Origin of the sequence: Enterobacter sp. MGH 24 (assembly GCF_000493015.1) — a bacterium.
Classification (GTDB): domain Bacteria; phylum Pseudomonadota; class Gammaproteobacteria; order Enterobacterales; family Enterobacteriaceae; genus Enterobacter.
In genome coordinates, this window is the sequence record NZ_KI535657.1 from 736,425 (window position 1) to 762,556 (window position 26,132).

The following is a 26,132-nucleotide window of genomic DNA, read 5'->3' on the forward strand; positions in this document are numbered from 1 at the left end:
GACGCGAGAAAAATAAATTAAACACCCGCCTCAGCGCGCAATGCTATCCCCGCCTCGCCTGCTCGCTTAATAGGGCGTTTTTCATGCAGGTGCATTTGGTCCGAAAACCCAATTAGCTACTCGCCTTAGACTGTGAACAGACAACTTTTTTTTGCATGCATTTTGATGCAAAATCACTCATGAGTTATTAAGTTTTATTAATACTTCTGTAGTGACACATAGCCATTGTGCCCAACACTTGGGCATGAGTGTAGAAGGGATAAATTATGGTTTCGTCAAATGTTAAAATCACAGCTTTTCCAGCCAAAAGATTTTTTGTGGAAATGCTTACTCGAGATATTGAATTATCTGACTCTATATTGGATTTACTTGATAACTGTTTGGATGGGGTTTTACGTAAGAACAACTTCACTCCAGAACAAACTTTCGGAAAATCAGATGTATACAAAGGTTACCATGCACACATCGAGTTTGATGAAAATTGTTTTAAAATAGTTGATAACTGTGGGGGGATCCCTGGTAATCTTGCAGAAAATTATGCGTTTAGACTAGGGAGACCTTCAGAAAGGGAAGCAGAAGACCTTCCAACTATCGGCGTATATGGTATAGGTATGAAACGTGCCATATTCAAGATGGGAACATCCGCTCAAATTTTAAGCAAAACAGATGCGGAACAATTTTCTGTCAATATAACACCAGATTGGATGACTGATGACAATGATTGGTCATTAGAGCTAGAGAGAAATGATGTCGATTTAAAAGAAACAGGTGTTAGCATAACCATAAATAACTTAAGAAACGATATTAAAGCATCATTATCAAAAGATCGTGATTTTGAAAGCGATTTAATAAACATTATAGCAAATCATTACAGTCTTATAATAAAGAAAGGCTTCGAAGTTAAAATAAACGATAAAATTGTCAAACCCAATAGCACAACGCTAATTTTTGATGAAAGCTCGATTAAAGATAATACTGACGGCATCGCACCATATATATACAAAAATGAATCCAATGGTGTATCAATAAAAGTTGCAGTTGGCTTTTATCGTAATTTACCGAGTGATGAGGAAGAAGATAATTTATTGTCAGGCCGTTCAACTACAGAAAAAGCAGGCTGGACGATAATCTGCAATGATCGCGTAGTTCTTCATGCAGACAAATCAAAACTGACTGGATGGGGGGAGGCAGGAGTGCCTCAATATCACACCCAGTTCATTGGTATTTCTGGTGTTGTTATATTTACATCATCAAATGCTGAGTTGTTACCTATAACGACAACTAAACGTGGTGTTGATGGCAATTCAGAATTATATTTATCTACAAAAGATTTTATGAGAGAAGGACTTAAATTCTTTACAGATTTCACCTACAAATGGAAAACTAATAATGAAGAAAGAAAGCAGATTATAAGTACTGCTTCAAGCCTAGTTTCAACAACTGAAACTGATTTCACAAAATCAATTCCGCAGGAAAAATGGTCTACAGTACGTCGTTCTATCGGAGGTCAAGTTTTCAAACCTAAACTTCCTATGCCACGAGAAACAGATCCTTTACGCCAGATAAAATTTAGTCGTCGACATAGTGAAATAAAACTGGTCTCAGAATTTATCTTTGAAGATGCGACTCAGCCACCAACTGAAGTTGGTCAGTTCTGCTTTGATGAATTTTTAAAAAAGGCTAAACAATGAGTACTGGTGGAAGTATCCCATATCATTTAAGGCAAAATAAAGCCATTGAAAGGAATCTATTTATAGAGACCTTGAGAAGACTGAATAATTATACCAACATATCCGAATATATTTATATTGGGTTTGGAGGACCATTCCTCGAAGATTTTAAACAAGTTCATAACCTTTTAAAAGTGAATAAGATGATATCTATTGAAGGTGATGAAAATGTTCATCGCCGTCAACAGTTTAATAAACCATTATCTTGTATTAACTTAGGTGAAGAGCCTGAAATGAGTGGCGACTTTATTAATCGCTATGATTTCGATGAAAAAACTATAATTTGGTTAGATTATGCAATGCCATCAGGCCTTAATTCTCAGTTAAATGAAGTCGTTAATTTAATTACCAAATTAAAACCAAAAGATATATTCAAGATTACATTGAATGCACATCCTGAAACATTAGGAAAAGATCCAAACGAAAGAGATCCAAGGCCCTACAGATTTAGGAAGATAAATGAAATTTTAACGGAAAGTTTCATGCCTATAGACTCAACTGAGGAAGATGTTGGACTTAAGAGATATCCAACATTACTTATTAACGCATTGAAACGAGCTGTTGGGAACGGGTTAAGAGGACGTAATGATATAAGAATCCATCCTCTAACATCTTTCGTGTATAAAGATGGGCAACAGATGGTCACTTTAACGGCTATTGTTTTAGATAATTCAGATGAAGAGGAAGCAAAATTTATTGATTCGTCGAGAATAAGAAATTGGCCATTTTATGCAGGAGAGTGGCGTAAACCAAAAGATATTAACGTTCCTGCAATGTCTTTAAAAGAAAGAATTCATATTGAGTCTTTATTACCTGAGGCTACAGTAGAAAGTATCTGTGAAGACTTAGGCTTCTATATAGGCTCCAATGCAGCAGGAGCCGATATAGATCTCAATAATTTTATTGAATACTACAAGGTCGTGCCGTGGTATTCAAAAGTTCTTTTTTAACATTCAAGCAATACTGATATATAGGTAATAGCATAGCTTCAGCAACTAACGGGCTAACGCTATTACCTATCTGTCTAAAGCTATGCCATTTCGTAGGATGAAATCGGAACCAATCAGGGAACCCTTGTAGCCTAGCAGCCTCTCGGGGCGTAATAACACGAGCCTGAGTAGGATGAATAGGGCGTACAGCTTGGTAGCTACCTTTATCGCTTCCAGTTCCTGCTCTCAATGTTGGGCAAAATCCATTTGGATTAAGGCGTTGGGATCTTGAGATCTTATCTGTTTCCCCAAAGGAAAGATTTCCATATCTTTTAATTATTTCGTCTGTGTGTACAGTGCCCAAAAAACCGGATACTAGCCCATTCTTTAAGTTTTTTAATGATTCAGCATCTCCTACATTGCTAGGAATATGTCCCCAAAGCCTTTTATAGAATTCACCCTCCCTGTCCATTTTGACTTTTCTCCAACCTTGTGATTCATTCTGCCATTCTTTCTTTATTATTCTTGGCAGACCATATAAAGCATCTTTAACAAACACTTGCTCAATTATATTTTTTGGAAAGAAATCGGATTCCTTTAATTGGATTGCGTAGTCCTTTCTAAAACCAATAAAAAATATACGCGTTCTCGTTGTTGGCGCTCCATAATTTGAAGCGTTGACTTTAATCGGTTGTAATAAACAATATCGATCGCTCACTAACGAGAATGCTTTTTCTCTTACGGGATCATATTTTTCATTCATAATACCCGGTACATTTTCCGCTAAAAAACAAATTGGCGATAGCTCATTTACAAGACGAAAGAAATGAATATATAACTCGTTTCTTGTATCATCAGCATTTCCTTTACCTATAGAACTGAATCCTTGGCATGGTGGTCCACCAATGATACAGTCTATTTCTTTGACATTACATGCCGCTAATATATCTTGTGCAGAAAGTTTACTCACATCCTTTTTGAGGTGTGCAGCGTTTGGAAAATTTAATTGATGAGAAAAAATCGCATGTTTATCTATTTCAACGGCTCCAGCTAAGTTAAAGCCCGCACGTGCAGCTCCCAAGCTTAAACCGCCTACCCCTGAGAATAAATCAACTACATTCATATTAAGATAACCATGCTTACTAATCCAATTAAAGATCCTGTATTCTACCATTACTTTAGCTTTTTGCTACAGATAGTCATTCCATTCATGTTCGATGGCTCGTCAGATTACACATTTTGCTCATACTAACTCCAGCTCCCATCTTCCCATACTTCCTGAAGGATACCATCCAGCGCTTCGCTGTCTGAATCCTTATCGAACCCCATAATCTCGACACCGGTCATGGATTCCTTTTTAACCGTAACGCGCGTTGACGGGAAAACAGACTGTATTCGTCTGGTCAATTCGCACTGAAAAGCCTCAATTACCGGCTGGCCTATTTTTTGGTCTTTATCCAACGTGATATTTACTTTCACTTTGCCCTCTTTTGCAACGATCTCATCAACAGGCGGCTCGGAAAAAACAACAGAAAAATTATTATTTTTCATTAGGTTGCCTCTTGCTATTTCCGCAATTAGATTCAAAGCAATTTCACGATCTCTTTCCTGACATGCACCCTCAGCCGTCAGGCGCGCAATCATTTCGACCCGCTCAATCATAACGTGCTCGTTTAGTTTTCTATCCACACAACCTCCCCTACGAGATACTGTATATACATACAGTAGCACGTATTGGCAAAATTTGGGAAGTAAAAATCGCAACCAAACACACTGTATGTACATGATACGGATGAGTATTATCGGTTAAACTTTCGTTGTCATTTCAGCTAAAGCCGCAACGCGCCTGAGGATTTTACGGGCTTGCGCCTGATGTGAAGGGGGTGCGGAAAACACCTCTCCATTGACCGTTCCATGCAACCATTTTCCGTTAAAGCAACTTTTACCACCTGACATCAGGTGCAGGGCTTCACCCCGGCTGATGATAGTCCCGGTTGTCAGGTGTATCTCGTCGATGGTTTTTGCTATAGCTGCATATTGCTCATCAGTTCCGTGAATGAATTTTCGCCGTATTGCTGGCTTTTGCTTTCTGAGTCGGTTCGTCAGCTCTCGTCTTTCACGCCTACAGAGTGGTTTCGATAAATCCAGTATCGGTGGATCGCTTTCGCTTCCCGTACAGTTATTGACAGAACTCCGAGAGGGCGCAGGAGCGCCCTTAAGGTCAACGGCCAAATCAACGGCACGCTTCGGCACAATTTTCCATTGCGTGAGACGGGTTAAAATAGGGGTGCCAGCACCAATAGCGGAATCATACACGCCACGGATGCAGACGGTTTCCTCGCCATACTGGTTAAACTCGGCGCGCGGTTCATACAGCGTGCGCACCTGCAAATCATCGCGACGGACGAACGGACCACCCTGCGCATTAACGTAACCAGCCCAGTCACCGGCGTCAGCGGCATCATGGACGGCTGCAAACTCAACGCTCAGGCCGTTTGCGGTCTCTGTATCAGCGAGGCGGCGCAACTCACGGTAGACCGTCACCGGCGCACCGCCGATAAACTGGAATTGACGGATGTGCCAGCGCGCCGCCCATGCTGATACGGCTGGAGCGGTCTCTTTTAGCTGTTCACCGCTTTCATCATCGGTTTCACCATCCAGAGCATAACCGTCAATATTTTTTGAAATGTATTTAGCCACATAGCCGGTAGCACAGCCCTTTTCCGGGTCAATGGCCTCGGCATGAAAACGCGCCTTTTTGGCTTTGTCGCTTCTCAACTCGTGGTGGTCTTCCTCCCACGCGTAATCGCGAATGATGAGGCGCACGCGCTCAACGTCTTTCGGCAGCATAAACATAAGCATGTGCCAGTGAGGCGTCCCGTCGTGATGAGGTTCAGCAACACGGATACCAAAAATGCGGATTTCTTCCCGGTACAGCTTGGCACGAATGCGCGCCCAAATGCCGGTGAGATAATTCTGCGTATCTGACGGGCTGGCTCCTTTCCATTTGGTGTTACGGTATCCCGCCTTAGTTGTGGCGTGATATTTTGACGGCGCGGTCAGGGTATAAAACTCACCGACATAACCGAGCTCATTGCAGATATTTTCAAACCCACGGATGCGGGTCATCAGCTCGCAGCGACGTATCGCAGGGTTAGCGACCGAGCCATCATATTTTTCAATCAGGCTGATGCGGTTGCCGTCTTCGTCTTCGAGATCCAGCCCCTTGAGAAATTCACGCGTGCGGCGCTTCTGCTCGCGCCAGTCGGTCACGCAGTTTTTACTCGCGTAGACATGTCTTTTCTTGCTGACGTTGCCAGCGGCAATGTGCAGATGTTCGCGCCATGCAGCCGCAATGCGACGCAAGCGGCCACGCCACCAAACTTCATTAAACATGCGGGTGATGGCCGGGGCAATTTCATCCTCACCTACATATTTCTTTGTCACCCGCTCCCAATGCGGCGGGGTAACGTTGAATTGCAGGGAAATGAAACCGGCTCGCATGTACCAGGTGTACAGCGTTTTAAGCTCGCTAAATCCGGTGTCATCAATGTCAGCCAGTTCAGCGCGAATGAAATTGGCGATATCAGCGGCCAGCAGGTCAATATCGGCACGCGACATATCAGGGAGGCGGTTATATCTGGCGACCATATTAACCATGCGTGACGCCAGATATTGCATAAGCTGGGTATCAAAATGACCACCAAAAACAGCGGTTGATACATTGCTGTTGATACCCGCGCACTCGTATTTTTTTGCGACCAGTTCAAGACGTGGCAATGCCTTTTTGCAGAAGCTGATTAAAAAGGCATTGGCTCGTTGGCTGCCCTGATTTTGCTCCAGCACAGCAGCGGTTCGATAAACGTCAAAACGCACGCATTCTGGCTGGAGAGAAAGCACCTTTCTCGCATGCAGCAAAGCCGCGAACATACGGTCGCGGCGATACTGTTGGTCATAGGTAAGATATGGGCTGGCTATTGCCGACCGTGGGGCATTCCACGGAAAAGCGAATTGAACAGCCAATTCATACCCCTCGATAGTGTTTTAGTTTGAGCTCGGCGACTTGCTGGCAGGTCACGCAAAAGGCCACACCCGGAATCGCAATGCGGCGAGCTTCCGGGATTGGTGCGTCACATTCCTCGCAGAGGAAATGAGAAGGCGCAGCGATACGGCTGCGGGCATTGCTGATGTGGCGTCCGCGGTCTTCCTGCTCGCGCAGTTGTGCCAAATCCATTGCGTCGGCCATTAGTGCAACTCCTGTGATTCATTCTCAAAGCGGGTTGCTTCACGGCGCAGCAGTTCAGCAGCTTCGGTACCGCTCATCCCCTCTTTAGTGATATGGATAGCCAGCGCCTCAAGACGGATTGAAACAGCGAGCGCGCGGTCTTTACGCTCTTCTTTTTTGGCATCGGTCAGCAATACGGCCAGCGCATCGCTATCAGTGTTAAAACTACGGGTTACGGTATTACGCATAATTGACTCTCCTGATTTCGGGCAATAAGAAACCCGGCGGGTTTACGCCATTAAATTTCTGATTGGATTAATTCGGCATGGTTAGCCGTTTGGGAAATAAGCTCACTACTGCACGAAAATGATTCATCGCTGTAATAAGCGCTTTTTTCTCGTCAGTAGTCAGTTCACTTAATTCGAGCTCATGACGAGCCGCCGGTATTTTTGCCAGAAAGAAAATAGCGGCCAGCGCCCGATTATTTTCTTCAAATTGTGGGTCACGTTTATCGCGCATATCATCGACAAAACGCTCAACCTCTTTCCAGCTATCGCCCCAATATTTCGCGCGCAATTCAGCCACATGATTGAGACCGGCCAGACGTTCACCCGCTTTCAGCGGAACAGTCGCGGAAACAGCTTCGATAGCCATGATTCCCCCTGCTTTTGAGTAGAGAGGCCAGCCAGTAAATCAGCCTGTGAGCGGCTCGGGTGCCAGCGCTTGCCGTCCTTACCTGCGATCCAGCCGTGGCCGTAGTGCATGCCGGGGCCTTGCTTAACGAGCAGAGACGCGAATGACGGTTCACTTTTCAGCATACGCACCTCAAATCAGTCCGAACGATGCGCCAATACCGCTCATGGTATCGACCACGCTCGACATAGCGGGATTAGTCTGCAGACGCGCATGCAGCGCCAGCGCCGACAACGACAACATGCGAATGCCAGCGTTAACGCTTTCAATCATGTTGTGCTTACGGGCAGAGGTCAGACGTTCATCAGATACCGCACCGCTCGCCAGTTCGCCGAGTTCACGCATTGCGCGCATGACGTAGGACTGCAATTTGTCTTTAGCCAGCTCATTAACCGGCACGCATGGCAGGCAATGAATCTGCGCCAGAAAACCATCAACGAGGGTTGAGTCTTCGGTCAGGTCAGTCAGCAACCACAATTCAGGCGGCGTGAACTGGTGAGGCTGTTCCGGGTTGAGCTTGTTACGTAACGTCTGAACATTCATACCCGCACGCTCGGCCAGCTTCGCCATATTATGACGCTGCGCAAAAGCGCGGCATGCTTCGTCATAGTGGGGATGTTTGGAAACCTGAAAATCAAACATGTTGCATCCTTACAATTCACATAAAGTGAATTAAGCGCCGATGACGAGTTGAAAACGGGAATGACCCAACGCCTTTCGCAACTGCTCTTCTTTCCAGCGGGCGTAATAAATACGAATCGGGCCACCTGCTTTCTTGCAGCCCTTACGGATGGTGCGGGGTTCGATTGGTACACAAGGGTTGTCGCCGGTTGTCCAGCGGTAAGCGGTACGTTCAGAAACACCCTCAAGCTCTGCGAATTGTTGCAGAGTAACGATAGGTGCAGGCACTTTGATGATTGCGATTTCAGACGCCATGTTGCATGATTCCCATTTTGACAATGTTTGCAATCAATGGCCTCTGTTTGCCAACTTCTGCCACTAATTGCCCGAATTAGCAACGATATTAATGCTCGATTGAGTATTAGTAAATACCCAAAGGAATAAATTTTGATACTTGATACTCAGGTGAATAACGACGAATTACTGGATAGAATCTGTCAAGTATATGGTTTTACTCAAAAAATCCAGCTAGCCCGGCACTTCAATATTGCCGCCAGTTCCCTACAAAACCGCTACACGCGAGGCACTGTTTCTTATGATTTCGCCGTACAGTGCGCACTAGAAACCGGAGCAAGCCTACTATGGCTTCTTACGGGGCAAGGCTCACAATATGACGGCAAACCGTCTCCATCGGATCCGAAAACGATAGACTCCTTCACTCTAAGTGATGGAAAGCTTGAAGAAAATTCACCATTGAGTATTGATACTGGTTTTTTTAGCAAGCAAATGTCGAAAGGTATTATTGTTCGCGCCGATGGAAAGCTGCACTTCATAGAACAAGATGCCTCACTTTCTGATGGCCTTTGGTTGGTTGATATTGAGGGGGCTACCAGCATCAGAGAATTGACGCTCCTACCCGGTAAAAAGTTACACGTTGCTGGCGGCAAAGTACCATTTGAGTGCGGGATAGATGAGATAAAAACGATTGGCCGTGTAGTGGGTGTATACAGCGAGGTTAATTGATGACTGTCCGTAAAAATCCGGCTGGCGGTTGGATTTGTGAGCTCTACCCAAACGGTGCAAAAGGCAAACGTATCAGAAAGAAATTCGCCACTAAGGGCGAGGCTCTGGCGTTTGAGCAGTACACCGTACAAAACCCGTGGCAGGAAGAAAAGGAAGACAGGCGCACGTTAAAAGAGCTGGTTGATTCATGGTATAGCGCTCATGGCATCACACTAAAAGACGGCTTGAAACGCCAGTTAGCGATGCACCATGCTTTTGAGTGTATGGGCGAACCACTCGCACGCGATTTCGATGCGCAGATGTTTTCCCGCTACCGAGAAAAACGGTTAAAAGGTGAGTATGCCCGTTCAAACAGAGTGAAAGAGGTATCGCCTCGCACGCTTAATCTTGAGCTGGCCTACTTCCGGGCTGTGTTCAATGAGCTAAATCGCCTCGGAGAATGGAAGGGTGAAAACCCACTGAAAAATATGCGCCCATTCCGCACTGAAGAAATGGAAATGGCCTGGCTAACTCACGACCAGATTGCGTTACTGCTCGCAGAGTGCAAACGCCATGAGCATCCAGATTTAGAAACAGTGGTAAGAATATGTCTCGCTACTGGCGCACGTTGGTCTGAGGCCGAAAGCCTGAGAAAAAGCCAGCTCGCGAAATATAAAATCACCTATACCAACACAAAGGGCAGAAAGAATAGAACCATTCCTGTCAGCGAAAAGTTGTATGACTCGCTACCTGATGATAAAAAAGGTCGGCTCTTTAGTGATTGTTATGGCGCATTCAGGTCAGCACTGGAAAGAACAGACATCGAATTACCAACAGGACAGCTTACCCACGTTTTGCGCCACACCTTCGCCAGCCACTTTATGATGAATGGTGGAAATATACTTGTACTTCAGCGAATACTTGGCCATACCGATATTAAAATGACTATGCGTTATGCCCACTTCGCACCGGAGCATCTTGATGATGCAGTAAAACTGAACCCATTGAATATGCAATGAATATAAGGATCAATTTATGTCATTTAAGCCAAAGTTAAAAATTAAAGAATTGGTTTTTTCAGGAGGTCAGAAGTTAAGCATTCATGAAAGTGACAAAATATTGATTGTTGGCCCTAACAATAGTGGGAAATCACAAACGTTACGAGAAATAATTTCAAAACTAGAACTTGATACTCCTGAAAAAAGAGTTTTAAGTGATGTTGTTTTTGAAAAAACAGGTTCTTTCGAAGATCTAATAAGTTATTTAGATGAAAATAGTCACTTCCAAAATTACACTTATCATATTGGTCCTGCCCAAGTGCACAAGGGTCAAGTCGGTTCGTGGGAAAGTAGCAACGCCATATATAGTTTAGCATCCATGTTTATTAAAAACATCACTGCAAAAGATCGGCTAAATATTTGCGAGCAACAAAACAGCATCGCTTTGGGGGAACCAAAGACCAAGCCACAACATATCCTTTATGATGATAGTATGCTAATGGAAAAAATTAGTAATACTTTTAGAAAAGCGTTCAACAAAGATCTAGCCTTTGATTATCGTGGTGGTAGTAAGCTCCCAATTCATTTAATTGACAGAAATGAATTTACTGAATTCCATGACCGCGTAGATAATGAATACATTGATAAATTGAGAAGCTACCCTCTCCTAGATAAACAAGGTGATGGTATAAAAGGCTACGCTGGTATTCTTTTTGAAGCCATTGCCTTTAATTATGATATATGTATGATTGATGAGCCAGAAGCATTCCTTCATCCACCTCAGATGCGCCGATTAGGTCAAACACTTTCGGAGGAAGTCAAGGGGCAACTTATAGTCGCTACTCATAGTAGTGATATTATGCGTGGGTTTCTTGAGGGGACAAAAGGCGATCTTAAGATTATAAGAATCCATAGAGAAGGAGACAAAAATATAATTCACGAGGTTAATCAAGAGGCTATTAAAGAACTTTGGTTAAAACCAAATCTTAAATATTCCAATGCTCTTGATAGCGTTTTCCACGAACAAGTTATCATATGTGAAGATGATAGTGATTGCCGTTTAGTAAATTTCGTGGCCGATTATCTTACGGAAAAAAACAACGTTATATTCCCTGACACATCATTCGTCCCGTCGGGGGGGAAACACGCTATTTCTGGTATTGCAAAAATTCTTAGATTAACAGGCGTCCCTGTAAAAGCCATTTATGATTTTGACCTATTATCAGAAAAAAACACATTCGAGGTAGCTTTAGAAGCATTTGGATGTAATAAAGAAAAAAAAGATAGTATCGTTAACCTTTGGAAGCAAATAAATGCTGAAGTCACTCAAAAAATAAAACAAAAGAATGATACAGAAATTAAAGAGTTACTATTAACAACCATTACAGAAACCGATGCAAAAAAAATATCAAAAGGAATGCTTGAAGAAATTTTCAAGCAAAAAAAACCTTGGAGCGAAGTAAAAAAACACGGAGTTGGAGGTTTACCGAATGGTAATATAAGATCTGTTTTTAAGGAACTAAACCAAGAATTAAAAAACTTAGGAATTTACTTGGTCCCTGTTGGTGAAGTTGAAAATTTCAGTCCCGAGACCGGGCTTCATGGCCCAGCCTTTGTCACTAAATTTTTATCTGAGAGGGAAATGGATGACCCAGAACTCATCCCATTACATAGCTTCGTTCAAGAGGTTTATACAGGGAAAATTTATCCTATTGGGGATGAGCCCCATACTGAAGAGCTAAGTGGCGATAAAGTGGCGGTAGAAATGGCGGATAATGGGTAATCACTGGCAAACAATGGCAATCTATGCAAATGATAAATAACGCAAATTATTGATTTTCGTTTGTTCTGCTAGGAACTCATAATCGCTTGGTCGCTGGTTCAAGTCCAGCAGGGGCCACCAAATTTTAGCTGTAAAATCATATAATTAAGCCACTCTAACGAGTGGCTTTTTTGTTTAACAATTTTGGCGTGGCGATAAGATAACGTGGAGACGCCAACAAAGAACAAAAAAGCCAACCCCGCATCAACGCGGCGTTGACCCTGTTTTTAAAGCAGTGACAATATCAACAGGTTAAAAGACATAACGTATGCCAAGGGTAAATTCATTAGAGACAATGTGCGCTTTCATTTGCTCATCTTTTAAGCCACGCGCATTGGTAAAGTTGTTATATCCGCTTTCGATCTTACCCATATCGATATAACGGTAGCTCAAATCAACATACAGATGCTCAACCGGCATATAGCTGACGCCCGCGCCTAACGCGTAGGTCAGGTTGCGTTGTGTCATTGAGGCGTATACACGTCCGGCGTTGCCCTGCCAGCCGCCAGCTTTGATCTTACTCACGCCGAGCCCTGCGGTACCGTATACGGACACGCCGTAGCCCAATTCATAATCACGGTAGACATTCACCATCAGACGCTCAGTTTCGGTCTGGAGATGGTTATAGCTATTAGCGAATGTGCTGGAGCCGCTGGTGTATTCGGTTTTCTGCTTAAAGGTATATTCACCTTCGGTACGCCAGCCGTTACCAAACTGATAGCCCGCAGCAATCGCCGCTCCGCCAAAATGCTCTTTTTCTTTACCGCCGGTGAACTGCCCTACACCCGGGCGAGCGCTGGTATCCATCTCTTTCGCACGCTGTTCAATTTGCAGGTATTTTGCCGAACCATAATACCCTTCCTCGGTATTTGCCGCCAGAACGGTCATCGGGATTATCGCGATCGGCAGGGCGACTGCAATAGCTTTCATCTTCATCTACACTCCGTTGAAAAATTATTCCGCTCGTCGAACCCTCGTTCGCCGATGCCAGGAAAACACAGTCAGTGAGATGAATCATATGCAGTCCCGAAAGAGCAAACTATTAGGATGAATGCGCGTTTTACCTGGTAATTTTACGTAGGGATTTGTCTGGATTTTTGCTCTATTCATCGCTATTTCAATCAGTTACCGGCTTATGTTAACGGTGATTAGGAAGCACTACAAGGATAGATGGACAGTACGAAATGGGTGTTATTGATATTTACCGAGTAAGGCGATGGTAGACAATTAAATTTCCTGAAGCTGCCTCGAATTCTCCATAATTAACTTTTTATCATCTACTGAATTTTATTTAGTCCGCGATCTGATACGCAAAAATGATATCTGCCGTTCGCATGGCAACCGAATTGATGCTGCCCCCGTTCACCCCCGAGCGGAAACGCAGGAAGACAGTTCTGCCTGTTGTGAGCTTTATTCACGGGTAGACTGTCGATACCTTCCCCTTAGTGGAAAATGGCTCGCAAATGCAGGTTTTATCAAAGGCATGCCTGTCAAAATTCGGGTGATGAAGGATTGTATTGTTATTACGCCGCAACATACGCGTGAGTTATGGGGATGCCTTGAAGGCATGAGTGTGGTGAATATCAATAAAAAGAAAGTGGCGCAGTGGTTGAAGACATTTCCTGGAGCGCTGAATGATTTGGGTGATGTGCCGGTGATTAAGCGAGAGTAAGTGACGTTTAAAAGAAGATCCCGGCGTAAGTACCGGGATCACTATCAGTAAATAATTACCGGATAATCTCCGTGACTGGTAGTAATAACATAAGACTCAAATCCGTTATTTTCAGGATAGAAATTTATATATTTTTCATTATCGAATGAATAGACTCAATATTTCACCATCAAGAACAGAACACCTCCTGACTACCTGGTTAAGCAAGGGAAATAAAAACTTACTGGTTGATAAGTCCTCACCATGCCCTGTAAGTAAACGATCTTTTTCCCAACACTGAAATGGGCACTGGATCATTACTCTAGCGCCTGATGAAAACAGCAAAACTAAAGATCCCACACCCACCGTTACCCCGGTAAATATGGATTGTTCAAATTCATGAAGCTCAACATCAGTAATCATTTTGCTCTTACCTTTTTGGCAGCATAGAGTCTGCTCTGGTGGTACATATGTTTCACCATGTGTACCATTGACACCTGTAGCAGGATGATTTCCGGGAGCACTTAACAACACCGGCTATCTGCCAATAATTAAGCACGGGAACGGACATTGTTGGTAAGCCTGACGATTAAAAACAAGATCCCGGCTCGGTGGCCGGAATCTCTAACATCATGATTCTAATAATCGCAACCAATCATCAAAATCATCAATACCATACAAGTAATCTCGATCTGAGGAAGGAAGATCGACAGCACCTAAGCTTTGAATCACTTTCCAGGCAACTTGATCTGTGATTCGAATATCATCCGCATCAATAATTGAAAAAGCCCATTGAGCAACATTGGTTCTGTCTAGCGCACCCGATTTTAACTTATTAATTACGCTAGCAATTTCATAACGCGATGGAAATACGTTCATACTTATCTCCTTCCTTGATAATTACCATCAGCATCAAAAATATGGTGGTTCTTATCATTGGTAACAGGTTTCGGAGCCACACTACGAATATTTCCAGCATGATCGAGTGTTTCATACCAGGTTCTGGTTTGGCCTGTTTTTGGATCCCACTCTCTAACCAGTCTGGCCCCTGCCATTTCTCCAGTTGTTCTGGAAGGCGTCATATCACCATAAAAGCGATAATTTCCATTCTCCAACTCCTTAACTCCAGCCTGCCCATATTTCTCAGCCTGTCGATAGTATTCTTTTAGTTTCGCCCCTTCCAGGGAACTAACAGCACGGTTTCCACCTTTAGCTATCCCACCACCTGCGCCAAGAGGCTCTCCATCCCCATCCAGAACCCCCGGTTTCAGCCAGCCCGGACGGATATCTATTATCGGAAGCTTCTTATCCTTATCACCCAGCGCATTATTCTCAACCGCATTCTTCCCGGCCTGCCCCCCGGCCACCGCCGAACCCGTACTGTCTCCAGCAAGCCCGCCAGCCATCCCGGCCGATATCGTTGCCAGCGCACTGACCGTCTGCTTCTGCTCCTCGCTCAGCTTCGACAAATCTTTGACGTCAGGGTAAAGCATACCCGCTATCGCCTTCGCCGCAAGTTCACTGGTCGCCGCCCCTGCAGCACCCGCTGCGGCACTGTTCCCCTGCAGCGCCGCCACCGCACCGCCCAGGATGGCATGCGCGATGGTTTTCGCTGCCGTATTCTCATCGATCCCCATGCCGTGACCAATACGATACGCCAGCTCCGGTGCCGAGGCCCCCGCCAGTACTGCCGTCAGGTCGCTACCTGCCAGCCCCTGAAGCGCCGCCGTCGCCGCCTGAATACCCCGCTGAAGGTCGCTGCCCGTGCCGTATTTCGCCGTCGTGGTTTTGTACGCATCACTCCCGCGCAGGGCATCCTGATAGACCTTTTTCAGTGCGTCGCTGGCATCCGCTCCCGGCTCAGTCACGCCCTCTTTCGCCAGCGCATCCCGCGCCGCCTTCAGCCCTTCCGTCTCTCCATAAGTGTTCGCAACATCCGCCGCCTGCGAACCAATCTCCCCTATCAGCTGCACTTCCTGCAGGCGCTGCTGCTCCTTCTCCTTGTCAAATATCGGGCTGATGCTGCCGTTCGCGTGCTCCGCATCGCGGCTCAGGTCAGCCACATCCTGCTTCTGGTTCTCCTTATCGCGGATGATGAGGCTGCCCTCGCTCACCGCAGCCTGCGTCGTGCCTTCCGCGTGACCGCTGTTACCGCCCCCGGCCAGCAGGGCATTCGCCATATTCCCGGCAAACTGCCCGCCGATGCTGCCGCCGGTGCTGATACCCGCGCCCTGGTGTTCGGTCTTAAAGTCCGCCTTGTTATTGATATCGCTGAAGCCCAGCGTGCCCGTATCAAGTCTGTTTTTATCCGCCGTCGCCGTCGAGGCAATCACCCCGCCGTCGAGCTGCGTGTGGTTGCCCACCGTCACGTCAAACCCGCCGCTGCCGGCGAACATCCCGCTCTGCTCCTGCACCGAGTCGTAGTCGCTGGTCATTTTATCGCGACTGACGTTGATGCTGCCCGAAGCCGTGCCGGCACCAAAGGTGTAACCAACGCCGCCACTGACGCTGTTCTGCTTGCTGTTGTAGTGGTCGCTGTCCTGCGTGCTGGCTATCGTCAGGTCACGCCCGATATCCGCTACCACGGCCTCGCCGCTCACCTGCGCCCCGGCAATCGTCGCGTCGCGCCCGGTGGTGATGGTCACGCGGTTACCCGCATCCACCGTGGTCTCGTTCTGCCAGGTGCCGTTGCCCTTCTCATGCCCCTTGCTGCTGTTGGCGTTCGCCGAGATGCTGATGCCCGCCCCACCGGAGCCGACATCCACGCCGACACCAAGGCTGCCGCCGCTGCTGCTGTTTTTACCCGTTGTCTGCTGCGTGTCCTGCGAGGCAATCAGGTTCACGTCCCGGGCCGCATCCAGCGTCACGTCCTTCCCGGCCTTAATCTGGCTCCCCGCCACGGTGATGTCGCTTCCGGTGGCTTTTATCGTGACGTTATTGCCCGCGCTCAGGGTGCTGCCCGTCGTCGTTTCACTCTGCATATGGGATGAGGATATCGACGACTGCGTTCCCACCGACGCGCTGACGCCGATGGTGTTGTTATTGCGTTTGTCCGAGCTGCCCTTCGCCTGGTCCAGCGCCACGGCCTGACCCGCCTGCACGCCGGACAGCGCCGCCTGCGTGCCCTGAAGTGCGGCAAGGCGCGAGTCGCTGCTCTGCTTCGCGCTCTGCGCCGTGGTGACCGCGTTATTCACCGCGCTCCCCGCCGCCCCCGACAGCGCCACCGTCAGCCCGCTGCTCTTCTGCTCGAACCTCTCATCGCGGGTGCGTTTGTCATGCCCCGGCTCAATCACCACGCTGTCGCCGGTCAAGCGGATATCCTTCTGCGCGATGATATCCGCCCCGCCGATATGCGCCTGTTTGCCCGCCGTGATGCTGACACTGCCGCCCGTCGAGCCGACCGTGCTGAAGCTCTCGCTCTGGGTCGTGCCCTGCTCGCGCAGGTCGTGGGTGGTTTTGCTGCTGCCGATGGTGAAGCCAATGCCGCCCGTGCCCATCAGGCCGGACTTTTTGGTCTCCTTGAAGCGCCATGAGGTGTCGGTGTTGGTCGCCGCCACGATGTCCACGTTATTGCCTGCGGACAGGGCCACGTCGCCGTCTCCGGCAACCGCAGAACCTAACACCCGCAGGTTGTTCCCTGCCAACACCGTCACGTTGTCGCCGCTCAGCAGCGAGCCCTTCTCCCGCGTCGCGCTGTCTTCCTCAATGGTGTGGGTGGTCTTCTTGCTGAGGAACCCTTTTTTGGTTTTGGTCTGTTCCTGGAAGTGATAATCGCTCTCCGTCGCCGTGCTCAGGTTCACGTCGCGACCTGCCGCCACGCCGATATCACCCTGCGCTGTCACCTCTGCCGCCTGTGCGGTCACGTCCCGCCCGGCAAGAATGACCGTGTTACCGCCGCTGGCGATTGCCGTGCCCTTCTGGCGTACGGACTCATCGATAACGGTTTTCTTACCGCCCTGGCTGCTGCTGCGCGTGGTGGTGGCTTCCGCCAGCAGGTTCACGTCGCGTCCGGCCTGAATCCCCACATCACCCTCTGCGGCCATCGCCGCCGCACGGGCATTCAAGTCGTTACCCGCCTGCAGGGTGAGGTCGCCGCCTGCGGTCACCGTACTGCCCTGATGCGTGACGGACGCCGTCTCCGTTGTCGCGCGGTTGCGCCCGGAACGTCCCTCGCTCGTCGCCATCTCGTTGGCGGTGAGGTTGATGTCGTTCCCCGCCGCCATGCCCAGACTGCCGCCCGCCGACACGTTTGCGCCAGTGATGTTGATATCCTGTCCGGCACGCATCACCAGCCCGTCTGTCGCGGTGATGGATGCCGTTTTGCCCACATCCGTACCGCCAAAATGCACGTTCCCCGCGTCAACATTCCACTTCCGGGTGCGGGTGATGTTGTTGATACTGCCGGAAACGCTCTCAAGCCCGACGGTTTTACTGCTGATGGTGGAGCCGATGTTGTTGATATCCCCCAGCGCGCTCAGGTTCAGCCCGCCGCCCGCGCTGATGAGCCCGGCGTTGAGGTTGCTGATGCTGTTGCTGCTGTCGATGGACAGGGCATTCTGCGCCGTGATGGTGCTGCCGCTGTTGGTGACGTTGCCGCCCGCCAGCTGCACGTTATTACCGCTAATCACGCTGCCGCTGTGAACGGTGACATCCTTCGGTGAAAGGTAGACTTTCGGGACCATCACCGTCTGGCCGTTAATGCTCGCCGCTTCCCACCACAGCAGGCTGTGGTCAAGCGCGGCAACCTGCGCTGCCGTCAGCGCCACGCCAAATTTCAGGCCCAGCGCCTGCTGCTGCGTGGCTGCGCTGTCCATCAGATAGCGCATCTGGTCGAGATCGGAACCGATGCCGTTGATATACCGGCTGCCGGTCTGGTTCAGAATGGCGTTGCTGACGTAACGGGTATCGAATGCCGCGTCGCCGAGGAAACGGTAATCGCGATCCGGGTTCAACCCCAGACGGTCGAGGAAATACGCCGAGCCAAGGAACTGGTTCCGATCGGTGTAGGCACTGTTGGTCTCACGCGGTGCATCACCAGGCTTGATGCCGAGCATGCCATAGAGTCCATCAAACAGGCTGTTGTCCACCTTCCCGAGGCCATCAAGCTTGGGGTTCACCGTTATCAGATACGGGCTATCGGGGTCGGTAGATGGCACGAAGTAACCGTTATCACCGGACGGCAGCGGATAGTTACCGCTGCTGCCGTTCCGATCGGAAAGGGATGAACCGTCGGCGATGTCTTTCAGGGCGTCGCTCAACGCATCACCCCATTGCGGCGTGGTGATGTCCTGCGCATCTGCTTCGACAAGAGACTGCGCCTGCTCGCCGTTGGCGATGGACTGGTTGCTGAGCGGGGTCAGCGTAGGGGCGGCAATCGTATTGCTAAAGCCGTCCGTGTTCGCCGTGACGAGCGTGTTGCTGATGTCGTCAGTGAAGGTAGCAGAGACATTGCCGCCAGCCTGTATTACTGCCCTAACAACGTTAGCGGTATTTTCTGATTCGACCTCACGTCCACTCAGTGTATAGGTTATACCACCGGCATTAATGGCTGATGCCGTGTAGACAAGATACTCAGTCTCAGAACTGGCCTGATAGCTTTGGTTGTTGAGTTGCGCACCTTTTAGGCTAATGTCGCGATTAGCAAGTATATTGCTACCGCTATTGTCGAGATAATTTGCAATGATATTTAGATTATTAGCTGATGCTATGCGCGCTGCCTGGCCAGTACTGCTTACATCAACCTCAGTTCGTTTAATAGCAAAACGTTTGGTTTGACCCGAATCATTAATCCGGTAAGAGGTGGTAAAGAAAGGCTCATCCATGCTGCACGCACCTGGATAGGTCGGAAAACTCATACAGCTTCCAACCCAGACATCCGTGCGATTTTTTATTATGGAATAGCTCCCCTCATCCATATCATCAAGGCTTACAACAAAGGATGATTCCCCCACCCAGGAAGGGTTTTCCAAATCAACTATCTGAGTATTTGAATTGCTTCCATCCCGCTCATTCAATAAATGCGCGGTCCTAATCGTAATATCACCTTTCTGCGTCTCAATATTTCCGGACGTATTCACCACTTCACTGTTCGCCGCCCCCGCCGCATTTTTCTGCATCCACAGGCTATTCCCTGCCAGAATATCGCCGTAGACGTTATGGATACGGTCAGCGAAAAGCTGCATATTATGCGCAGCATAAATCAGTGCGGTATTGAGCAAGGTGCCTACAGCATTCATCGTCAGGCTGCCTGCCGTACCGGTAAACCCATTAACAGTGATGTCGCTCAGGCTGCTAAAGACCACGTCACCGCCTGCTGAGAGACTACCTGTAGCGTTGAGCAGAATATTCTGCGCGCTGAACGTGCTGCTGCCGTTACCGGTGGTGAGCGTACCGCTGTTGGTGAATGCTCCGCCCGCGCTGAGGGCGATGGAATTGCCCTGGATCACGCCGCTGTTGGTGATGGCGTTTTGCGAGGAGACCGACAGCGTTTTACCTGCGGCCAGCGTACCGGTGTTCACGAGCGCATTGACCAGCTTCAGCGTCGCGTCGCCCAGGGAAACCACCTGACCATGACCGCTGAAGTTGGCGACATCGAGCAGCAGGTTGCCCCCGCTGTAGAGTTTACCGCTGACGGTATCGGTGAGAGCGTCACCCGCTACCGTCAGCGAGGCAGTACCCAGCACCGTGCCGCTGTTGGTGATGTTCCGGTATTTCACCCCCAAATCCGCACCCTGAAGCGTGCCGCGGTTATCGAGCGAGCTGCCACGCAGCTCAGCGCTGCCCGTCGCCAGGACATTTCCGCCATTCACGGCGTTCACCACATCCAGCAGCAGCGTGACGGCCTGAACCAGCCCGCCGCTACCGTTTGCCAGCTCTGGCGTGGCCAGCGTGAGCTTTCCACCGGAGAGAATTTTGCCGTCATTCTGTAAACGGGTGGTGGCGTTCACCGTGGATTCACCGCCGCCCTGCACCGTTCCCTGGTTATTCAGCGTGGCGGACGACGCCTTCAGCGCGTTCTGGCTCAACAGAACGCCACCAGCGGTGTTGTTCAGCACCCCGGAAACATCCAGCGTCAGCGCTTCACCCTGAAGCCGTCCGCTGTTGATCAGTTGCCCGGCAGCGATAGCGGTCGTTTTACCCTGAATCTGTCCGGCGTTCGTCGCAATACCGGCATTCATCGACAGGACGCCAGCCGTGAGTAATTTCCCGCCTGCCTGGTTGGTCAGCGTCTGGTTCAGCGCGACGGAAAGCGCATCAACCCCGGTGATTTCACCGCTGTTCGTCAGCGTATTCGCCTTCAGCGTCAGATCCTTCGCTATCCACTGCCCGCTGTTTGCAAGCGTCAGTGCTGAGAGCGCCAGTTCTCCGTTTGAGGTGATTTTGCTGCCCGTCGTACTGATAAGATTGCTGACGATCTGCGCATCCAGTACATCTGCCGCCTGGATCGCACCGCCGTTCGTAAGCACCTGCGCATGAATAAGTACCCGTTTACCCTGCCATTGCCCGGCGTTACTGAGGTCACCGGCCGTCACCGTCAACTCACCCGCCGTCAGCAGCGATCCCGATGCTTCATTCACCAGCGAGAGGAGCGGTGCAGCCATCTCCAGACGAGCAGCCAGCGTCAGCGCGGCGATCCCGGTGAGCGTGCCGCTGTTCGTGATACTGTCCTGATGCGCGGTGACACGGTTCCCCTGAACCGTTCCGCTGTTGCGCAGCGTATTCCCCGTGAGCGAGAGCGTGCCAGCCGATAACAGATTGCCGTTGTTAACGGTATTGCCCGCATTCAGCATGATGTCGCCCTGGCTCATCAGTTCACCGGAATTGCTGAATGTCCCGGTGGCGGAGGCATCAAGGGAGCCGGTCGCCAGCGAGCTTCCGCTGTTATTCCAGTCGTGGCCGCGGAGACTGACATTCTGCCCCTGTAGCTGGCCTGCGGTGATCAGCGTGGTACCTGAAAAGGTGAGGTTCCCGCCCGTAAGCGCGCGCGAGCCTGCCGCTAAATCCAGCACCCCGGCGGTTACGGATAACGCGGTATCCCCCTGCAAGAGACCGCGACTGTCGAGGCGATCGGCATTCAGCGTCAGCGTGTTCCCCACGATACTGCCTGCACTGGACACCGATTGTGCCGTGATGCGGTTTTCCCCCTGCGCCAGCAGCAGGCCCTCCGCACTGTTATTGAGCGTGCCGTAATCAACAAGGAGTGACGCCCCACTCAGCTCACCGCTGTTGGACAGGCGCGAACCGGAAAGGGACAGCCCGGCATCGCTGGTGATAATACCGCTGTTTTTCACGTCAGTAACTGAAAGGGTGAGTGCCGCCGGACTGTACAGCACGCCGCTGCTGCGGTTATCCAGCAGACGGGTAACCAGTGACAGCGTCTGCCCCGCGTGGATCAAACCACTGTTAATGACTGCAGGACTGCTGATGACGAGCGAAGATGCCGTCAGCGTCCCCCTGTTATTGAGATTCGTGGTTTCAATCTTCAGGGCTGACGCTGAAGATTTTCCCCCGTGACTGAGAGCGTCAGTGGCTGTCAGGATAAGCCCACCTTTCGCAGCCTGCGTCCCATCAAGCTGCGCATTCTGTACGTCCACGCTGACGCTGTTACCCTGCGTCTGTGCCGTTGCCGTGGTCGTCAGGCTTTGACCCCGAATGCTCACGGAGCCGCCCGCGCTGGTTTCGCCAGCAAGGGTGGTAGCCGTATTGTTCAGCGCCAGATCACCATCGCTGTGGGTCACTGACTTTTCGGTGGTGATGAACGCGTCTGCTGAGCCAGCAAGCCCTCTGGCACCGGAAAGCGTGCCGCTGTTTGTCACCTGTGCAGCCTTCAGCGTCAGCGTGTCATTGCTGACGAGCGCGCCGCTGTTATCCAGCTTACCGCTCGCGATAACGGTCGTTTTACCTTTCGCGCCGGTATCACCAGACAGCGTGGCGTTGCGAGCGTTGATACTCAGCGTGGAGGCACTTTTCAGGGTGCCGGAACTGGTGATGTCGGTTCCTGAAACGTCCAGGCTGTTGCCCTGAACGGTGCCGGTATTGCTGAATGTCCCGGTCTTCAACGAGGCATCCGTCCCCGCGGACAGCGTCCCGCTGTGGATCAGGTTCGTCGTGTTTATAGCAAGAGATTTTCCGGCAATGGTACTGCCTTTCAGCAGGGTGTTCCCTGACGTGGAGAGCGCGATATTCCCGCTGGCACTGGTTCTGCTGCTGCTCTCCTGAGTCAGCGCCTGACCGCTGAGCGAGATATCTGAGGCGCTTACGCTTCCGCGCTGCGTCAGCTCACCGCCTTTCACCGACAGTTGCTGACCCGCGACGACAGAGCCGTTAAGCGCGGCACGCTGCGACGCCTCCAGCGTAATATGGCGTGATGCGGTCAGCTGCGTCCCGGTCTCCAGCGTTTTCGTGTTAACCGTGGCATCCTGCCCGGCGATGTTTTTCCCCTTAAGCGCCGCGTTTTCTGCCGCGTTCACGGCAAGGTTACGACCGGCTCCGGCCTGGGCATCCGCACTCTGGGTGAGGGCGTTTGCCGTCAACGTGGTGTCGGTTCCCGCAGTGAACGCGCCGCCGTTTTGCGTGAGGGTACCGTTGGTCGCTAACTGAAGATTGTTCTCGGCGGCGATATGGGCCTGGTCGAGCGTCAGGGCGCTCTGCCCGGAGACAGTGAGGTTCCCGCCTGCTTTATGGTCGCCGGTTAACGTCACCTCTTTCGCAGTAACGCGGGTGCTGCCGCTGGCAAGCGTGTTTTTCAGCACCACTTTCCCCGCGCTGCTGAGCGTAATATCGCCCTGACGCGCGTTAAGATCCCCCAGGTTTACCCCCAGCCCTGTTTCGCTGGACACCAGACGAATACGGTTGGCGTACATCCCGCCCAGCGCACCCGTGTCTACCGCTACCTTCGGCGCGTCACCTTCCCCTTTCAACGCGCTGACGCTGCCGTCCGCCGCGACGCGGTTCGCCCCGGCGACCACGCGTACCTCTTTCGCATGCAGCTGAGCATTGATCTCGGTCGCGCGGGAAATAATCGATACGGCATCGCTCTGGCTGCCATCCAGCCCGGCGCCTTCAATGGCGACCGCACCTTTCGTCACATCAAGCGATTGCAGCTTACCGCTGGCGTCGAGCACCGGTTTCCCCGTGGTGAGCGTCGCATTCGGCGTATTAATAAATCCGCAGCCGTTACAGGTGATACCGTAGGGGTTCGCCACAATAACGTTTGCCGCCTTGCCCGCCACTTCGGTGTACCCCTGCAGATGCGAGCGGTTCGTGCCGGTGACTTCGTTGATGATCCCTTTGGCTTCCTGCCCGGCTTTCAGGTTGGGGTTGTTTTGGATAATCCCGCCAAGCTGGGTCTGGTTCAGCTGTCCCGTGGCATTATTCAGGATCAGCCCTTCTTTGCCGACGTTGTAATCGTGGTATTTATTATGGGAAATACCGGACTGATTCGGCGTGGCAATGTTCACGACCGGAACACCGTTGGCCGCCTTATCCATCTGCGTATTTCCGGACGGGGCGATCGTGGCGGCTACCGCAGGCAGCAGCGGCTGGGTTGCCAGTAATACGCTCAGTAACACGCTAAGCGCACGCTGTGAAAAACGAACCTGATCCTTTTCCATCATCCCTGTCCCTTAAAAAGCCACTGAAAAACGGTAATAGATCACGAGGTGATCCGGTGCCAGCCAGTCCGGATAGTCCACCGGTGTGCCGACGGTAAACTGGCTGGAGTACCCGCGATTCGTCGCAGTAAGCCCCAACGCGGTTCCCCACAGCGTGCCGGAGGCGTAACGATCCTGGCCGTCCTTCTTCAGCCAGCCGCCGTCAATTGCGGCAAGCACGCCAACATCGCCGACCCACGGCAGCGTAAACAGCGACCAGTTCAGCTCGTTTCGCCAGTAGCCGCCGTTATCCCCGGAGATATACTGCTCCTTAAAGCCCCGAACGGACGTTTCGCCGCCCAACGTCAGACGCTCGCTGCCGTACAACCTGTCCGGCGACCACTGAAAATAGACGCTGGTGAGCCACCAGAGTTTGTCCGCAACGGGACGCTGAAAGCTGCCGTTCAGGCTCCATTTGCGGAATTCGGCTTTTGGCACATCACCCTGCTTGTCGTTATCGTCTTCCGCACCCAACCACGGCACACCCTGCGTAAAGGTTGGGTTCAGGGTCGCCACGCCCGAGGCGATTTTTTGCGTGTGGTTAATGCCCAATGAAACACTGGAGAGTTTGCGGCTGCTTGTGGCCAGCAATACATCATCGAGATAGTTCCGGTTGATGCGGTGAGTGATGCCTGCCGACAGGCCGGTTTTGATATCGCCATTGCGGAACAATACCCAGGAGCCCGTCAGACGGTGCGTTTCGGTATCTCCCGTCGACCGCCAGAGGTAACCATTGTTATCAATAGTGCTGAGGTAGTTGCTCCAGCTGTAGCTGTAGTCCAGCAGTCCGTAGCCGTAAGGGATGCTGACGCCTGCTGCAAAATTTTGAGCATCCTTGCTGTTGGAAAAATCACTGCTGCGCCCGCCGCTGATAAACCACTTATCCGCCAGACCCAGCAGGTTATTTCCGTACAACGCGCCAGTAAGCTGCCCGGTCCCGGTGCTCTTTTGCCCGCTGTTATCAAAACTGACGGAGCCGCTAAGGGGGAACTCTGGCGTGGCGGTCAGATTAACCACCGAATAGCCCTGCCTGTCACCAGGCAAAATTTCAATCTCAACGGGCCGCTGACGTACCCGGTTGAGCTGTTCCATGCCCTGTTCGATATCGCGCAGATTAAGGATCTTCCCCTCAAGCCCGGGGAAGGTCATGTTCAATGTGCGGTCCGGCACACCTTCGAGGCGAATGTGCTGAAGCTTTCCTTCCAGCACGGCAAGATGGAGTACGCCGCCGGAGAGATCCTGCTCGGTTAAAAACGCGCGGCTGGTGATATAACCCCGGCTGATGTACCAGTCGGAAACGGTGTTAGTCAGGGTATTTAAGCCAGCAATATCAAGGCACTGGTTCAGCCACGGCGCAACCAGCCGTTCTTTAGCTAACGGAGACAGAAGGTTGGCACCCGTCAGTTCGATGCGCGAGATAGCAAAACAGGGGCCTTGTGGAGTCGCGGTACTGTCGGGCTGAACGGGACGCGGTACCACCACGCTGCGCTCCAGCGATTCACGCTGACGCTGGCTCTCATCCAGCAACTGCTGCTGTTGCTGCTGGATGGTATTACGGTCGGCCGGTGATAACAGGGCGGCGAGTGCGATCCCTGGTGCCAGTAACAGGATGGCCGCCAACAGCGCGTATGCTGATGTTTTCCCTAACACTCTTTACTCTCCGCCTAAAGTCCATTTTCAAACTTGACTGTTAAAAAACGAGCAACTTATTTCAAAAAGTAAATAGTGTAAATATCAGCAAAGAGAATAAGGATATTTCTGGTGCATTTTCAGATTTTTGCAGGGGTATATCTGAAGCAAGATTAAAGA

The 26,132-nt window shown here is 50.4% G+C and carries 18 protein-coding genes, 1 tRNA gene and 1 pseudogene; 7 read left to right on the plus strand and 13 right to left on the minus strand.

From position 1 onward, the window contains the following. Window positions 1-266: 266 nt before the first annotated feature. Both L370_RS18260 and L370_RS18255 read left to right on the plus strand, forming a co-directional pair. Complete coding sequence (locus L370_RS18260; protein WP_023333487.1) at window positions 267-1,691, plus strand: ATP-binding protein; 1,425 nt, start codon at window positions 267-269, stop codon at window positions 1,689-1,691. Next, a complete protein-coding gene (locus tag L370_RS18255; protein ID WP_023333488.1) occupies window positions 1,688-2,680 on the plus strand; it encodes an O-methyltransferase in 993 nt (330 codons plus the stop codon). The genes L370_RS18260 and L370_RS18255 overlap by 4 nt, the downstream gene beginning before the upstream one ends. On the opposite strand, the gene L370_RS22485 is transcribed toward L370_RS18255, so the two are convergent. From L370_RS22485 to L370_RS18220, 9 genes are all read right to left on the minus strand, one after another. Then, on the minus strand, window positions 2,631-3,782 hold the full coding sequence (locus L370_RS22485) for a DNA cytosine methyltransferase (RefSeq protein ID WP_032666667.1): 1,152 nt from the start codon (window positions 3,780-3,782) through the stop codon (window positions 2,631-2,633). The genes L370_RS18255 and L370_RS22485 overlap by 50 nt on opposite strands. 125 nt (window positions 3,783-3,907) lie before the next feature. Then, on the minus strand, window positions 3,908-4,348 hold the full coding sequence (locus L370_RS0121750) for a DinI-like family protein (protein WP_032666541.1): 441 nt from the start codon (window positions 4,346-4,348) through the stop codon (window positions 3,908-3,910). A 117-nt stretch (window positions 4,349-4,465) separates the two neighbouring features. Beyond that, window positions 4,466-6,682 carry a replication endonuclease gene (locus tag L370_RS18245; RefSeq protein WP_032666542.1) on the minus strand — a complete coding sequence of 739 codons (2,217 nt, stop codon included), beginning with the start codon at window positions 6,680-6,682 and terminating at the stop codon, window positions 4,466-4,468. Window position 6,683: 1 nt separating this feature from the next. After that, window positions 6,684-6,905, minus strand: coding sequence for a TraR/DksA family transcriptional regulator (locus tag L370_RS18240; RefSeq protein ID WP_023333492.1), 222 nt, complete (start codon window positions 6,903-6,905; stop codon window positions 6,684-6,686). Further along, window positions 6,905-7,132 (minus strand): DUF2732 domain-containing protein, encoded by a 228-nt coding sequence (locus L370_RS18235; protein ID WP_023333493.1) that lies wholly within the window; start codon window positions 7,130-7,132, stop codon window positions 6,905-6,907. The genes L370_RS18240 and L370_RS18235 overlap by 1 nt, the downstream gene beginning before the upstream one ends. Window positions 7,133-7,199: 67 nt before the next feature. After that, on the minus strand, window positions 7,200-7,538 hold the full coding sequence (locus tag L370_RS18230; protein WP_020316748.1) for a DUF5347 domain-containing protein: 339 nt from the start codon (window positions 7,536-7,538) through the stop codon (window positions 7,200-7,202). After that, complete coding sequence (locus tag L370_RS22490) at window positions 7,502-7,702, minus strand: phage filamentation protein Fil family protein (protein ID WP_023333494.1); 201 nt, start codon at window positions 7,700-7,702, stop codon at window positions 7,502-7,504. The genes L370_RS18230 and L370_RS22490 overlap by 37 nt, the downstream gene beginning before the upstream one ends. Before the next feature lie 7 nt (window positions 7,703-7,709). Beyond that, window positions 7,710-8,219 (minus strand): phage regulatory CII family protein, encoded by a 510-nt coding sequence (locus L370_RS18225; protein WP_020316738.1) that lies wholly within the window; start codon window positions 8,217-8,219, stop codon window positions 7,710-7,712. 30 nt (window positions 8,220-8,249) lie between these two features. After that, window positions 8,250-8,513 (minus strand): hypothetical protein, encoded by a 264-nt coding sequence (locus tag L370_RS18220; protein ID WP_001630878.1) that lies wholly within the window; start codon window positions 8,511-8,513, stop codon window positions 8,250-8,252. A 132-nt stretch (window positions 8,514-8,645) separates the two neighbouring features. Here L370_RS18220 and L370_RS18215 point away from each other — a divergent pair, with 132 nt between their 5' ends. The 4 genes from L370_RS18215 (at window position 8,646) to L370_RS23345 (ending at window position 12,101) form a co-directional block, all read left to right on the plus strand. Continuing rightward, on the plus strand, window positions 8,646-9,221 hold the full coding sequence (locus L370_RS18215; protein WP_023333495.1) for a phage repressor protein CI: 576 nt from the start codon (window positions 8,646-8,648) through the stop codon (window positions 9,219-9,221). Further along, window positions 9,221-10,219: a phage integrase gene (locus L370_RS18210; RefSeq protein ID WP_023333496.1), complete on the plus strand. Its 999-nt coding sequence runs from the start codon at window positions 9,221-9,223 to the stop codon at window positions 10,217-10,219. The genes L370_RS18215 and L370_RS18210 overlap by 1 nt, the downstream gene beginning before the upstream one ends. A gap of 16 nt (window positions 10,220-10,235) precedes the next feature. Further along, window positions 10,236-11,981 carry an ATP-dependent nuclease gene (locus L370_RS18205; RefSeq protein WP_023333497.1) on the plus strand — a complete coding sequence of 582 codons (1,746 nt, stop codon included), beginning with the start codon at window positions 10,236-10,238 and terminating at the stop codon, window positions 11,979-11,981. 5 nt (window positions 11,982-11,986) lie between these two features. Beyond that, a tRNA-Pro gene (locus tag L370_RS23345) sits at window positions 11,987-12,101 on the plus strand. A 171-nt stretch (window positions 12,102-12,272) separates the two neighbouring features. On the opposite strand, the gene L370_RS18200 is transcribed toward L370_RS23345, so the two are convergent. Beyond that, window positions 12,273-12,956, minus strand: a complete 684-nt coding sequence (locus L370_RS18200; RefSeq protein WP_023333498.1) for an outer membrane protein — start codon at window positions 12,954-12,956, stop codon at window positions 12,273-12,275. A 361-nt stretch (window positions 12,957-13,317) separates the two neighbouring features. Between L370_RS18200 and L370_RS23140 the strand changes: the two are divergent. Continuing rightward, window positions 13,318-13,692 (plus strand): annotated as a pseudogene (locus L370_RS23140) (SymE family type I addiction module toxin); the annotation flags it as partial. Between the two features lie 609 nt (window positions 13,693-14,301). On the opposite strand, the gene L370_RS18195 reads toward L370_RS23140, so the two are convergent. Genes L370_RS18195 through L370_RS18185 form a run of 3 tightly spaced genes read right to left on the minus strand, consistent with a single transcriptional unit; the run spans window position 14,302 to window position 25,946 of the window. Then, entirely contained in the window at window positions 14,302-14,550 is a 249-nt protein-coding gene (locus L370_RS18195) for a hypothetical protein (protein WP_023333499.1), read from the minus strand. A 2-nt stretch (window positions 14,551-14,552) separates the two neighbouring features. Continuing rightward, on the minus strand, window positions 14,553-24,287 hold the full coding sequence (locus L370_RS18190; RefSeq protein ID WP_369796109.1) for a hemagglutinin repeat-containing protein: 9,735 nt from the start codon (window positions 24,285-24,287) through the stop codon (window positions 14,553-14,555). Between the two features lie 9 nt (window positions 24,288-24,296). After that, window positions 24,297-25,946, minus strand: coding sequence for a ShlB/FhaC/HecB family hemolysin secretion/activation protein (locus L370_RS18185; RefSeq protein ID WP_249431126.1), 1,650 nt, complete (start codon window positions 25,944-25,946; stop codon window positions 24,297-24,299). Between the last annotated feature and the right edge of the window lie 186 nt (window positions 25,947-26,132).